Genomic DNA, 15,512 nt, shown 5'->3' with positions numbered 1-15,512 from the left:
TCGAGGTCGATCAGACCGAACCGGCCCGGGTTCTCCGACTGAGCCGAACGGATCAGGCCCCACACCGGGGCGTGCACCAGATCCGCGACCCCGTCGCCGGGTGCAGCGGCCACCGCGCCCCGCGTCAGGAACACCAGACGCGAGTCGGCGAACCGCTCGTCGCCCAGCCACTCCCGCACCAGGTCCAGCACGCGCCCGGTCTCCGCGTGCACGGCGTCCGCGACGTCCTGAACCGGCTCGTCCGGCACACACGGCACGACCATGACCGCGGGGACGGTCCCGCCCTCCGCGGCCACCGCGCCCAGCGCCGCGAGATCCGCGAACACCTGGGACCCGGCGCCCAGCAGCATCCAGTCCTCGACCGCCGTGCCACCACCGGAAACAGGCGACCACCGGACCTCGAACAGAGCGTCGCCGCTCCCGGCACCCGGCCCCGCGAACTGCTCCGGCGAGAAGGCCCGCAACGCCAGACCCCGCACCGACGCCACCGGCTCGCCCTCGGCGTCCGCCAGCTCCAGCGCCACCACGTCACGGCCCGCCCGCGACAACCGCACCCGGACCTCGGACGCACCCACCGCGTGCACGGCCACGCCCGACCAGGAGAACGGCAGTCGTCCCTGCCCGGTGTCCTCGACGAGACCGCCGACGGTGATGGCGTGCAGGGCCGCGTCGAGCAGCGCGGGGTGGAGCCCGAACTGCTCGGCCCCGGGGGCGGTCTCGTCACCGAGTGCGACCTCGGCGAACACGTCCTCGCCACGGCGCCACACCGAGCGCAGCCCCTGGAAGACCGATCCGTACGCGAACCCGGCCATGGCCAGGGCCTCGTACAGTCCGTCGATCGCGACCGGCTCCGCGCCGGGCGGCGGCCACGCCGCCAGGTCGAACGCCGGCTCCGACGTCCGCTCCGCGAGCAGTCCGGTCGCGTGCCGCACCCACGGCACCTCGTCCACCGCGCGATCGGCGCGGGAGTGGAAGGCGACCGGCCGTCGGCCCGCCTCGTCGGACGCTCCGACGCTGATCTGCAGTTGGAGCGCGCCGCGTTCGGGCAGGACGAGCGGCGCCTCCAGGGTGAGTTCCTCCAGCAGCTCGGTGCCTGCCCGCTGACCGGCGTGCAGGGCCAGCTCGACGAACGCCGTCCCCGGCAGCAGCACCGCGCCCGAGACGGCGTGGTCCGCCAGCCACGGGTGGGAGTCGAGCGACAGCCGAGCGGTGAACAGCAACCCCTCGGAGTCGGGGAGCTCGACCGCCGCGCCCAGCAGCGGGTGCTCCGCTCTCCCGAGACCGGCCGACGCCACATCGCCGACCTGCGCGACCGGCACGTCGATCCAGTACCGCTCCTGCTGGAAGGCGTACGTCGGGACGTCCGCCAGGCGGGCGCCCGTCCCCGCGAAGTACGCCTCCCAGTCCACCCTGCCACCGCGCACGTGCACGAGGCCGAGAGCGCCGATCACCGTCTCCGCCTCGGGGCGGGAAGACCGCAGGGCGGGGGCGAAGGCAGCGCCTTCGGCGCTCAGGCACTCCTGGGCCATCGCCGACAGCACGCCGTCCGGCCCGATCTCCACGTATGCCGTGACACCTGCGGCCTCCAGGGCACGGACGCCATCGAGGAAACGGACCGCGTCGCGGACGTGGCGGACCCAGAAGTCGGGCGACGCCATCTCGTCGGTGACCACGGCACCGGTGAGGTTCGAGACCACCGGAATGCGCGGGGCTTCGAAGGAGAGCCCCGACACCACCTCACGGAACGCGTCGAGCATCCCGTCCATGTGGGGCGAGTGGAACGCGTGGCTGACCGTCAGGCGCTTGGACTTCCGGTCCGGGAACGCCTCCACGATCGCGACAGCGGCGTCCTCGTCACCCGCGATCACCACAGCCTGCGGGCCATTGACGGCGGCGATGCTCACGCGCTCGGTCAGCAACGGCAGGACCTCGTCCTCCGACGCCTGCACCGCGATCATCACACCGCCGCCCGGCAGCGCCTGCATCAGCCGCCCGCGCGCCTCGACCAGCGTGCACGCGTCCTCCAGCGAGAACACCCCGGCCACATGCGCGGCGGCGATCTCACCGATCGAGTGCCCGGACAGGAAGTCCGGCTTCACACCCCAGCTCTCCAGCAGGCGGAACAGGGCCACTTCCATCGCGAACAGCGCCGGCTGCGTGAACTCCGTACGGTCCAAGGCCTCCGCGTCGTCCCCCAACAGCACATCCTTGAGCGGGATGTCGAGGTGCGCGCACACCGCGTCCAGCGCCCGCGCGAACACCGGATAGGCGTCGTACAGCTCCCGTCCCATTCCCAGGCGCTGGCTGCCCTGGCCGGTGAAGAGGAAGGCGAGCTTTCCGGAGCTCACCGCCCCCCGCGTCACCGACGCCGCCGGGCCCTCGGCCTCCACGGCGGCCAGACCGCGCAGCAGCTCGTCCCGACCTGAGGCCACAACCACCGCGCGGTGCTCGAAAGCCGCGCGCTTCGTGGCGAGCGTGTAGGCCACATCGGCACCGGCGAGCCCGGAATCCCGCAGACGGGACGCCTGGTCGCGCAGGGCGTCCGCGGACTTCGCCGACAGCACATAGGGCAGGGCCGATTCGGCGTCCTCCGTGGGCGCCGGCTCCGCCGCGCCGACGGCCGGCGCGAGGCCGTCGGGGGCCTGCTCGATGATCGTGTGGGCGTTGGTGCCGCTGATGCCGAACGACGACACGGCGGCGCGACGGGGTCGTCCCGTTTCCGGCCAGTCCATGCGCTCCGTGAGCAGCGAGACCGCGCCCTCGGACCAGTCCACATGCGGGCTGGGCGCGTCCACGTGCAGGGTCTGCGGCAGCACCCCGTGCCGCAGGGCCATCACCATCTTGATCACACCGGCGACACCGGCGGCGGCCTGCGTGTGGCCGAAGTTGGACTTCACCGAGCCGAGCCACAGCGGCTGCTCGTCGCTGTGCTCCTGGCCGTACGTCGCCAGCAGCGCCTGCGCCTCGATCGGGTCGCCCAGCGTCGTGCCGGTGCCGTGCGCCTCGACCACGTCGATCTCTGCCGCCGACAGGCTCGCGCTCGCGAGCGCGGCACGGATCACGCGCTGCTGCGACGGGCCGTTCGGCGCGGTAAGGCCGTTGCTCGCGCCGTCCTGGTTGACGGCCGAGCCGCGCAGCAGCGCCAGAACCGGGTGGCCGTTGCGGCGAGCGTCCGACAGCCGCTCCACAAGCAGCATGCCGACGCCCTCACCCCAGCCCGTGCCGTCGGCGGCAGCCGCGAACGGCTTGCAGCGCCCGTCGGCGGACAGACCGCGCTGGATGCTGAACGCCACGAACGTGCCCGGCGTCGCCATCACCGTGACACCGCCGGCCAGCGCCAGATCGCACTCGCCGTTGCGCAGCGCCTGAGCGGCAAGATGCAGTGACACCAGCGAGGACGAGCACGCCGTGTCGACCGTGACGGCAGGGCCCTCCAGGCCGAAGGTGTACGACACCCGGCCCGAGGCGACGCTGCCCGAACTCGACGTACCGATGTAACCCTCGAGGCCTTCCGGAGCGCGGTGCAGCAGAGTGCCGTAGTCGTTGTACATCACGCCCGCGAAGACGCCCGTACGGCTGCCGCGCACCGTCGCCGGGTCGATCCCGGCCCGCTCGAACGCCTCCCACGACGTCTCCAGCAGCAGCCGCTGCTGTGGATCGGTCGCCAGCGCCTCACGCGGCGACATCCCGAAGAACGTCGGGTCGAAGTGGTGCGCGTCGTACAGGAACGCGCCGTTCATGCTGTAGGTCGTGCCCGGGCGGTCGGAGTCCGGGTCGAACAGCTCGGCGATGTCCCAGCCGCGGTCGTCCGGCATCTCGGAGATGGCGTCCCGCCCCTGCGAAACCAGGTCCCACAGGCCCTCGGGAGACCGGACCCCGCCGGGGAAGCGGCAGGCCATCGCCACGATCGCGATCGGCTCGTCGTCGCGGACCGCGACCCTGGTCTGAGCGGCCGCTTCCTGCGAGCCGAGCAGTTCGGCGGTGAGGTACCGGGCCAGGACGGTGGGCGTCGGGTAGTCGAAGACGAGGGTGGCGGGCAGCCGCACTCCGGTCGCGGTGCCGAGCCGGTTGCGCAGTTCGACGGCGGTCAGCGAGTCGAAGCCGACCTCGCTGAACGCGCGTGCCGGGTCGACCGCGTCCGGGCCGTCGAACCCGAGCACCGAGGCGACCTGGGTGCGGACGAGTTCCAGTACAGACGCCTCGCGCTCGGCCACGGGCAGGGCGGCCAGCTGCCGGGCCAGCTTGCCTGCGGAGGCCGAAGCAGCGCGGGCGGCACGCCGGTTGGGGACGCGAACGAGGCCGCTGAGCAGCGGCGGCAGCATCCCGCCACCGGCGACCTGGGCACGCAGGGCGGCCAGGTCGAGCTTGACGGGCACGAACAGCGCGGTGCCGGAAGCCGTGGCGGTGTCGAAGAGCGCCAGGCCCTCCTGCTCCGAGAGGGCATTCACACCGCCGCGTCCCAGGCGCGAGACGTCATCGGCGTCCAGGTCGCTCGCCAGGCCGCCGTCCCACAGACCCCATGCCAGCGACGTCGCCGCCAGACCCCGCGACCTGCGGTGCGCGGCCAGCGTGTCCAGGAAGACGTTCGCCGCCGCGTAGTTCGCCTGACCGGCGCCGCCGAAGACACCGGCGGCGGAGGAGAACAGCACGAACGCCGCCAGGTCCATGTCCTGCGTCAGCTGGTGGAGGTTCCACGCCGCGTCCACCTTCGGACGCAGCACCGACGACAGACGCTCCTGGTCCAGGGACGCGATCACGCCGTCGTCCAGCACACCGGCGGTGTGCACCACCGCCGACAGCGGACGCTCCGCCAGTAGCCCGGCCAGGGCATCCCGGTCGGCCACATCGCACGCCGCCCACGCCACCGACGCGCCCAGCTCTGCCAGTTCAGCGGTCAGGTCCTCAGCACCCGGGGCGTCGCTGCCACGTCGGCTGACCAGCAGCAGATCGCGCACGCCGTACTCGGTCACCAGGTGACGCGCGAACATCCCGCCCAGCAGGCCGCTCGCGCCCGTCACCAGCACCGTGCCATCCAGCACCGGGAGTTCGGCGTCGGGATCCGCTACGGCCCGCGCCAGGCGCGGCGCCAGGAACTCCCCGGCCCGGATGGCAATCTCCGGCTCGCCGGAGGCCAGGGCCGACGACAGCGCCCGCGCGTCCGCTTCGGCGTCGCCCTCGCCGTCGAGGTCGAGGTCGAGGTCGACCAGACCGAAGCGCCCCGGGTTCTCCGACTGCGCCGACCGCACCAGGCCCCACACCGGGGCGTGAGCAAGATCCGTCACGTCCTCGTCCGGAAGCACGGCCATCGCGCCCCGGGTCAGGAACACCAGGCGCGAGCCGGCGAACCGCTCGTCGGCCAGCCACTCCTGGATCAGGCTCAGCGCCCGCCCGGTCTCGGCGTGCACCGCGTCGGGCAGTTCCCGTACGGCATCGTCCTTCACGCACGGTACGACCACCACCGAGGGGACGGCGTCGCCCTCGGTGAGCGCCGCGCCCAGCGCCGCCAGGTCGGCGTACGCCGACTCGGGGCCGCCGAGCGTCGTCCACTCCGCGGCGGCAGCCGCGGAGCCGCCGGACGGGACGGTCGTCCACTGGACCTGGAAGAGCGCGTCACCCTGACGGCCGCCCGGTCCGGCGAACTGCTCCGGCGAGAACGTCCTCAGCGCGAGACTGCGCACGGACGCCACCGGCGCGCCCTCGGCGTCCGCCACCTGCAACGCCACCGCGTCGCGGCCCGCGCGCGAGAGCCGCACCCTCAGCTCGGACGCGCCGACGGCGTGCACGGACACACCCGACCACGCGAACGGCAGACGCCCCTGGCTGGTGTCGTCGACGAGGCCACCGACACCGATGGCGTGCAACGCGCCGTCCAGGAGGGCCGGGTGGAGGCCGAACTGCTCGGCGTCCGGCTCGGTCTCGTCCCCGAGGTTCACCTCGGCGAAGACGTCCTCACCCTCGCGCCAGACCCCTCGCAGTCCCTGGAAGAGCGGGCCGTACTCGAACCCGGCCACGGCCAGCGCCTCGTACAGTCCGTCGATCGCGACGGGCTCGGCGCCGGCCGGCGGCCACGCCGCCAGGTCGAACGCCGGCTCCTCCGCCCTGTCCGCCAGGACCGCGGTCGCGTGCCGCACCCACGGCTCGTCGTCGCCGGCACGGTCGGCGCGGGAGTGGAAGGCGACCGGGCGGCGTCCCGACTCGTCGGGCGCGCCGACGCTGATCTGCAACTCGACGGCGCCCTCTTCGGGGAGCACCAGCGGGGCTTCCAGGGTCAGGTCCTCGACCAGGCCGCAGCCGACCTGGTCGCCGGCGCGAACGGCCAGTTCGACGAAGGCCGTACCGGGGAGCAGCACCGTGCCGGAGACGGCGTGGTCGGCGAGCCACGGGTGCGTGTCGAGCGACAGCCGGCCGGTGAGGAGCAGGCCCTCGGCGTCGGCGAGCGCCACGGAGGTCGCGAGCAGCGGGTGGTCGGCGGAGCGGAAGCCGGCCGAGGTCACATCCCAGCCGATGGTTCCGGCGTCGAGCCAGTAGTGCTCGCGTTCGAAGGCGTAGGTGGGGAGGTCCACGCGCTGTGCGCCGGTCCCGGCGAACACCGCCTGCCAGTCCACGGACGCACCGTGGACGTAAGCCTCACCCAGCGACAGCCAGAACCGCTCCAGACCGCCTTCGTTGCGACGCAGCGAACCCAGGACCGCGGCGTCACGACCGGAGTCCTCGACGGTCTCCTGCAAACCGACGGTGAGAACCGGGTGCGGGCTGGACTCGATGAACACACCGAAGCCCTGCTCCAGCAGCGTCCGGACCGCCTGCTCCAGCTCCACCGTCTGACGCAGGTTCCGGAACCAGTAACCGCCGTCCAGCTCCGGACCGGTCATCCACTCGCCGGTCACCGTCGACAGGAACGGCACCTGCGCCTCACCCGGGGTGATCGGCGCCAGCAGCTTCCCGAGTTCTTCTTCGAGGAGGTCGACCTGAGCGGAGTGCGACGCGTAGTCCACGGCGATCCGCCGCGCCCGCACGCCGTCCGCCTCGCAGGAGGCCAGCAGCTCCTCCAGCGCCTGCACTTCACCGGAAACCACCACGGACGACGGGCCGTTCACCGCAGCAACCGAGATCCGGTCCTCGCCCCACGCAGCGATCCGCTCCCGCACCTGCGCGGCCGGCAGCGCCACCGACACCATCCCGCCCAGACCGGCCAGCACCCGGCCAATCGCCTGACTGCGCAGAGCCACCACCCGGGCGGCATCCTCCAGCGAGAGGATCCCGGCAACGCACGCGGCCGCGATCTCGCCCTGCGAGTGCCCGATCACCGCAGCCGGACGCACCCCGGCCGCCTTCCACACCTCCGCCAGCGACACCATCACCGCGAACAACGCAGGCTGGACCACGTCCACGCGCTCCAGCGACGGAGCACCCTCCACACCACGCAGCACATCCACCAGCGACCAATCGGTGAACGGCTCCAACGCCCGCGCGCACTCCCCCAGCCGCTCCGCGAACACCGGCGAGGAATCCAGCAACTCCGCCGCCATACCGACCCACTGCGAGCCCTGCCCCGGGAAGACGAACACCGTCTTGCCGCCGAGGGTCGACCCCTGGACGACGTGGGACGACGGCTCGCCCTCCGCAAGAGCGGTGAGGGCCCGTACGTAGTCGGCACGCTCGCGGCCGACCAGGACCGCGCGTCGTGCGTGTGCGGCGCGGGTGGTGGCCAGGGAGTGGCCCACGTCGGCGGGGCGCAGGGCGGGATGGGCCTCCAGGTGGGCGAGGAGGCGTTCGGCCTGGCCGCGCAGCGCGTTCTCGCTCTTGGCGGTCAGGGTCCAGGGCAGGACGTCGGAAAGGCTCGACGCGATCAGGACGGGAGGCTGCTCCGGCTCCGCGGTCGCCGCCTCGTCGGCGGTCTCCGCGACCTCGGCGTCGGTCTCGGTCTCGGCCTCCGCAGGAGCGGGGGCGGTCGCTTCCTCGATGATGATGTGCGCGTTGGTGCCGCTGACGCCGAACGACGAGACGGCGGCCCGGCGCGCGCGACCGGTCTCCGGCCACTCCTGACCCTCCGTGAGGAGGGAGACCGCGCCGGCCGACCAGTCCACGTTGGACGAGGGCTTGTCCACGTGCAGGGTCCTGGGGAGCCTGCCGTTGCGGATCGCCATGACCATCTTGATGATGCCCGCGACACCGGCGGCGGCCTGCGTGTGGCCGATGTTCGACTTGATCGAGCCCAGCCACAGCGGCTGCTCGTCGCTGTGCTCCTTGCCGTAAGTGGCCAGCAGGGCCTGCGCCTCGATGGGGTCGCCCAGCGTGGTGCCCGTGCCGTGCGCCTCGACGGCGTCGACGTCGGAGGGTGTGAGGCGCGCGTCGGCCAGGGCGGCGCGGATCACCCGCTGCTGGGAAGGGCCGTTGGGGGCGGTGAGGCCGTTGCTCGCGCCGTCCTGGTTGACGGCGGAGCCGCGGACCACGGCGAGCACGGGGTGGCCGTTGGCGCGGGCGTCCGAGAGGCGCTCGACCAGCAGCATGCCCGCGCCCTCGGCCCAGCCGGTGCCGTCGGCCGCGTCGGCGAAGGACTTGCAGCGGCCGTCGAAGGACAGGCCGCGCTGCCGGCTGAACTCGGTGAAGGTGCCCGGCGTGGCCATGACGGTGGCGCCGCCGGCGAGGGCGAGCGAGCACTCGCCCTTGCGGAGCGACTGCATGGCGAGGTGCAGGGTGACGAGGGAGGACGAGCAGGCCGTGTCGACGGTGAGGGCCGGCCCCTCCAGGCCGAAGGTGTACGACACGCGGCCCGAGGCGACGCTGCTGGAGGCGCCGGTGACGAGGTAGCCCTCGGCCTCCTCGGGGATGGACCGCAGGCGCGCCGCGTAGTCGTGGTACATGACGCCGGCGAAGACGCCGGTCCGGCTGCCGCGCAGCGAGGCCGGGTCGATGCCGGCCCGCTCGAACACCTCCCACGAGGTCTCCAGCAGGAGCCGCTGCTGCGGGTCCATCGCCAGTGCCTCACGCGGCGATATCCCGAAGAACGCGGGGTCGAACCAGTTGGCGTCGTGCAGGAAGCCACCCTGCTGCACATAGCTCGTGCCCTGCCCGTCGGGGTCGGCGTCGAACAGCCGCTCCATGTCCCAGCCCCGGTCGGTGGGGAACGGGGAGATGGCGTCGGCCCCCTCCGACACGAGCCGCCACAGGTCCTCGGGCGACTCGACGCCGCCCGGGTAGCGGCAGCTCATGCCGACGATCGCGATCGGCTCCGCCTCCGACGACTCGACCTCTTGAAGCCGGCGACGGGTCTCGTGGAGATCGGCCGTCACGCGCTTCAGGAAGTACCGAAGCTTTTCCTCGTTCATGCTTGCATCCCTCGTACGGAAGTCAGAAAGGCGGAGTCGTGGGAAGGGCGGGCCGGACCCGTCGCGTCAGGAGATCCCGAATTCCTTGCCGATGAAGTCGAAGAGGTCGTCATCGGTGGCGGTCTCCAGCACTTCGGCCACGTCGGCGCCGTCGGAGCCCTCGGTCTCACCGGCCGCGCTCCACGCCGCCAGCAGGGCCTGCAGCCGCTCGGTGATCCGGTTCCGGCCGTCGTCGTCCGGTACGGCTTCGACGAGCGTCCGCTCCAGGCGGTCCAGTTCGGCGAGCAGCGGGGGAACCGCCGCGGCGCCGCCCTGCCAGAGCTCGTCGCGCAGGAATTCCACGATGGCGTTCGGGGTCGGGTAGTCGAAGACGAGCGTGGCCGGCAGCCGCACCCCCGTTGCCGCGCCCAGGCGGTTGCGGAGCTCGACCGCGGTGAGGGAGTCGAAGCCGACGTCGCTGAACGACCGTGCGCCGTCGACCGCTTCGGGACCGGCGAAGCCGAGCACGCCCGCGACGTGACCGCGGACCAGCTCCAGCAGCGCCTCCTCGCGTCCCTCCTTCGACAGGCCGGCCAGGCGCTCCCGAAGGGCTGCGCCTCCCTGCGTACCGCCGTCGGCGGCACCCGCCGCGCGCCGGTTGGGGACCCGGACCAGACCGCTGAGCAGCGGCGGCAGCATGCCTCCGCCGGTGACCTGGGCACGCAGGGCGGTCAGGTCGAGCTTGACGGGTACGAAGGCCGCGGTCGTTGAGGCGGCGGCGGTGTCGAAGAGGGCCAGGCCCTCCTGCTCGGACAGGGCGTTGACGCCACCGCGTCCGAGGCGGGACACCTCGCCGGCCTCCAGCTCGCCTGCCATGCCGCCGTCCCACAGGCCCCACGCCAGTGACGTCGCCGCCAGGCCGTGCGCCCTGCGGTGCGCGGCGAGGGCGTCGAGGAAGGAGTTGGCGGCGGCGTAGTTCGCCTGGCCCGCGCCGCCGAAGACACCGGCGGCGGAGGAGAACAGCACGAACGCGGCCAGGTCCATGTCCTGCGTGAGTTCGTGGAGGTTCCACGCCGCGTCCACCTTCGGACGCAGGACCGCCGTCAGGCGCTCCTGGTCCAGGGACGCGATCACGCCGTCGTCCAGCACACCGGCGGTGTGCACCACCGCCGACAGCGGACGCTCCGCCAGCACCCCGGCCAGCGCATCGCGGTCGGCCACGTCGCACGCGGCCCAGGCCACCGACGCACCCAGACCGGCCAGTTCGGCGGTCAGGTCCGCGGCACCGGGGGCGTCCTCGCCGCGGCGGCTGACGAGGAGCAGGTCCCGTACGCCGTACTCGGTCACCAGATGGCGGGCGAACAGGCCGCCCAGCGCACCACTGGCGCCCGTCACCAGCACCGTGCCGTCCAGGGCGAGCGGCGCGGCGTCCGGTGCCACGACCGCGCGGACGAGGCGCGGCACGCGCACCGCGCCGTCCCGCACCGCGGCCTCCGGCTCGCCCGCGGCGAGCACGGCGGGCAGCGCCTGGTAGGAGGCTTCGGCGTCGTCGGTGTCGATCAGGAGGAAGCGGCCCGGGTTCTCCGACTGCGCCGACCGCACCAGGCCCCACACCGGGGCATGCGCCAGGTCCGCAACCTCGTCGTCCTCGACGGAGGCCACCGCGCCCCGGGTCAGGAAGGCCAGCCGCGCGTCGGTGAACCGCTCGTCGCCGAGCCACTCCTGCAGCAGTGCGAGCACTCGCCCGGTCCCGGCATGCGCGGCACCCGGCAGGTCGTCGGACGCGGCGACGGCCAGCGGCACCACAACGACCTCCGGCACGGCCTCGCCCTCGCCGGCGAGCGCGGTCAGGCCCGCGCACATCTCGTAACGGACGCCTGCGGCGTCGAGACCCGCGTGGCCGGAGCCGTCGACGCTGAGCAGTGCCACGGGGCGCTGCTGGGCGGCCGGCACCGGTGCGAGGTGCAGCGCCGTCCAGTCGACCTCGAAGAGCGACTCCATGCGCCCGCCGCGCGCCGCGGCGCCGATCTGCTCGGGCGAAACGGCCCGCAGCACCAGCGACTCCACCGAGGCGACGGGCGCCCCGGTCGCGTCGGCCAGGTGCAGGGACACCGTGTCGCGGCCGGCCGGGGCCAGCCGGACGCGTACCGCCGCCGCACCGGTGGCGTGCAGGCGCACTCCGCCCCACGCGAACGGCAGACGTCCCTGCCCGGTGTCCTCCACGAGTCCGCCGAGGCCGGCGGCGTGCAGGGTGGCGTCGAGGAGGGCCGGGTGCAGCCCGAACCACTCCGCCGTCGCGGCCGCGTCCTCGTCGAGGCTCACCTCGGCGTAGACCTCGTCACCGAGTCGCCAGGCCGCGCGCAGGCCCTGGAAGACCGGGCCGTAGTCGAATCCGGCGGCCGCCATGCCGTCGTACAGCCCGTCGACGGCGATCGGCTCCGCACCCGGCGGCGGCCAGGCCGCCAGGTCGGAAGCGGGGGCGGGGACCGCCGCCGCGGGGGCGAGCACACCGCCGGCGTGCCGCGTCCACGGCTCGTCGGCGGGCGCGTTCTCGCCGCGCGAGTGGAGCGCCACGGCCCGCCGGCCGTCGTCGTCCGCACCGGCGACGGAGAGCCGCAGCTGCACACCGCCCGACTCCGGCAGCACCAGCGGCGCCTCCAGCGTCAGGTCGTCCAGGACCTCGCTGCCGACCTGCTCGCCTGCGCGCAGGGCCAGTTCGACGAAGGCGGTGCCCGGCAGGAGCACCGAGCCCATGACCGCGTGGTCCGCGAGCCACGGGTGCGTGGTCAGCGACAGGCGCCCGGTGAAGAGGACCCCGTCCGAGTCCGGCAGTTCGACCGCCGCGCCGAGCAGCGGGTGGTCCGCCGCACCGAGTCCGGCCGACGTGACGTCCCCGATGAAGTGGCCGCCCGACTCCAGCCAGTACCACTCGCGCTGGAAGGCGTAGGTGGGCAGTTCGACCTGCCGGCCGCCGGTCCGCGCGAAGTACGCCTCCCAGTCCACGGTCACTCCCGTGGCGTGGGCCTGGGCGAGTGCGGTGGTGACGGTCTCGGCCTCGGGGCGGCCGCCGCGCAGGGCCGGGGCGAAGAAGGCCCCGTCCTCCGTCAGGCAGTCCTGGGCCATGGCGGAGAGGACTCCGTCGGGGCCGAGTTCGAGGTAGGTGGTGACGCCCGCGGCCTCAAGGGCACGGATACCGTCGAGGAAGCGGACGGCCTCACGGACGTGCCGGACCCAGAAGTCGGGCGACGTCACCTCGTCGGTGACCAGGGCGCCGGTGAGGTTGGAGACGAGGGGGATGCGGGGCGCGGCGTAGGACAGGCCCTCGGCGACCTTGCGGAAGTCCGCGAGCATGGCGTCCATGTGCGGGGAGTGGAAGGCGTGGCTGACCGTCAGCCGCTTGGTCTTGCGGTCCGGGAATTCCGCGGCGATGGCCACCGCGGCGTCCTCGTCACCCGCGATGACCACCGAACGCGGCCCGTTGACGGCGGCGATGCTCACCCGCTCGTTCAGCAGCGGCAGGACCTCGTCCTCGGCCGCTTCGAGGGCGATCATCACGCCGCCGGTGGGCAGTGCCTGCATCAGCCGTCCGCGCGCCTCGACCAGCGTGCTGGCGTCCGCCAGGGACATCACCCCGGCGACGTGGGCTGCGGCGATCTCGCCGATGGAGTGGCCGGAGAGGTAGTCCGGCTTCACGCCCCACGACTCGACCAGTCGGTAGAGCGCCACTTCGACGGCGAAGAGCGCCGGCTGCGTGTGGGCGGTCTCGTTCAGCAGGTCGCTGTCGTCGCCGAACAGGACGTCCTTCAGCGGCACGTCGAGGTGCGCGCAGACCGCGTCGAGCGCGTCGGCGAACACCGGGTAGGTGTCGTACAGCTCCCGGCCCATGCCGAGGCGCTGGCTGCCCTGCCCCGTGAAGAGGAAGGCGAGCTTTCCGGCGCCCGCCGTGCCCCGCACCACCGAGGCCGCCGGGCCGTCGGCCTCCACGGCCGCGAGGCCGCGCAGCAGCTCGTCCCGGCCGGGGGCGACGACGACCGCACGGTGCTCGAAGGCTGCGCGGCGGGTGGCGAGGGTGTACGCCACATCGGCGGCGGCGAGGCCGGGTGCCTCTTCCAGGTGGGCCCGCAGGCGGGCCGCCTGGTCGCGGAGGCCGTCCGGGGTCTTCGCCGACAGCACGTACGCGCGGACGGAACCGTCGTCCTCGGCGGGAGCGTGGGCGACGACACGGCTCGGGGCGAGGTCGTCGGGGGCCTGCTCGATGATCGTGTGGGCGTTGGTGCCGCTGATGCCGAAGGACGAGATGCCGGCGCGGCGCGGGCGGCCGGTCTCCGGCCAGTCCATCTGGTCGGTCAGCAGGGAGACGGCGCCCTCGGACCAGTCGACGTGCGGGGTCGGCTCGTCCACGTGCAGCGTCCGCGGCAGCACGCCGTGACGCATCGCCATGATCATCTTGATGATGCCCGCGACACCGGCTGCGGCCTGCGTGTGACCGATGTTGGACTTGACGGAGCCGAGCCACAGCGGCTGCTTGTCGCCGTGCTCCTGGCCGTAAGTGGCCAGGAGGGCTTGGGCCTCGATCGGGTCGCCCAGCGTCGTGCCAGTGCCGTGCGCCTCGACCGCGTCGATCTCGGCGGCAGTGAGCCGGGCATTGGCCAGCGCCTGCCGGATCACGCGCTGCTGGGAGGGACCGTTGGGGGCGGTGAGGCCGTTGCTCGCGCCGTCCTGGTTGATCGCGGAACCGCGGACCACCGCGAGGACCGGGTGGCCGTTGCGGCGGGCGTCGGACAGCCGCTCGACGAGCAGCATGCCCGCGCCCTCGGCCCAACTGGTGCCGTCGGCAGCGGCCGCGAAGGACTTGATGCGGCCGTCGGGGGCCAGGCCGCGCTGCCGGCTGAACTCCGTGAAGGTGCCGGGCGACGCCATGACCGTCACACCACCGGCGAGCGCCATCGTGCACTCGCCGTTGCGCAGCGCCTGGATCGCCCAGTGCAGCGCCACCAGCGACGACGAACACGCGGTGTCCACCGTGACCGCCGGACCTTCGAGCCCGAACGCGTACGACACACGACCCGACGCGATGCTCCCCGAATTGCCGGTGCCGAGGTATCCCTCGACGCCCTCGGGAACAGCCGTCAGACGACTCGAGTAGTCGTGGTACATCACACCGGCGAAGACGCCGGTGTGGCTGCCGCGCATCGCGGCCGGGTCGATGCCCGCGCGTTCGAAGGCTTCCCACGAGGTCTCCAGCAGCAGACGCTGCTGCGGGTCCATCGCCACGGCCTCGCGCGGCGAGATCCCGAAGAAGGCGGGGTCGAAGCGACCTGCGTCGTGCAGGAAGCCGCCCGACTGCGTGTAGGTGGTGCCCCGGCCGTCCGGGTCCGGATCGAACAGCGCGTCCAGATCCCAGCCACGACCCTGCGGGAACGACGAGATCGCATCGCCGCCACCCAGCACCAGCCGCCACAGATCCTCGGGGGTCTCCACCCCGCCCGGATACCGGCAGCTCATGCCCACGATCGCGATCGGCTCGTCGTCCAGCACCCCGGCCCGCACCGGCACCAACGCCGCGCCAGCCGGCTGCTCGACCAGACCCAGAACCTCGCCCAGCAAGAACTCCGCGAGCGCCCCGGCCGTCGGGTAGTCGAAGACCAGCGTCGCCGGCAGCCGCACACCCGCCACCGAACCCAACCGGTTCCGCAGCTCCACCGCGGTCAGCGAGTCGAAGCCCAGCTCCTTGAACGCACGATCCGCCGGCACCTGGTCGAGCGAACCATGACCCAGAACACCCGCCACCTCACCCCGCACCACATCGAGCACGGCCTCGGCCCGCTCGTCCTGGGGCAGTGCCGCGAGCTGCCGGGCGAGCTTGCCCGCCGCGGCCGAACCGGCCTTCGCGGCGCGGCGAGCGGGAACGCGGACCAGGCCGCTCAGCAGCGGCGGCAGCATCCCGCTGCCCGCCTGGGCGCGGAGCGCGGCCAGGTCGAGCTTCATGGGCACGAGGACCGGGGCCTGGGTGGCGTGGGCGGTGTCGAAGAGGGCGAGGCCCTCGTCCTCCGTCAGGGCGTCCACGCCGCCCCGACCGGTACGTGCCACCTCGCCGGCCATGCCGCCATCCCACAGACCCCACGCCAGCGACGTCGCGGCCAGGCCCTGCGCCCTGCGGTGCGCGGCGAGAGCATCGAGGAAGACGTTGGCCGCCGCGTAGTT

General features: G+C 73.3%; 1 protein-coding gene and 1 pseudogene. Both read right to left on the bottom strand.

Translation table 11 applies throughout. The features are described 5' to 3' along the window. A pseudogene (locus ACIP64_RS41265) lies at positions 1 to 9,329 on the bottom strand (type I polyketide synthase); the annotation flags it as partial. 66 nt (positions 9,330 to 9,395) lie between these two features. Continuing rightward, positions 9,396 to 15,512: SDR family NAD(P)-dependent oxidoreductase (locus ACIP64_RS41260; RefSeq protein WP_401597967.1), on the bottom strand; the 6,117-nt coding region annotated here is incomplete at its 5' end.

This window comes from Streptomyces sp. NPDC088733 (genome assembly GCF_044751185.1).
Lineage (GTDB): Bacteria > Actinomycetota > Actinomycetes > Streptomycetales > Streptomycetaceae > Actinacidiphila.
Note: the sequence above shows the minus strand (reverse complement) of the source record. Positions and strands in the feature narration are given on the sequence as shown.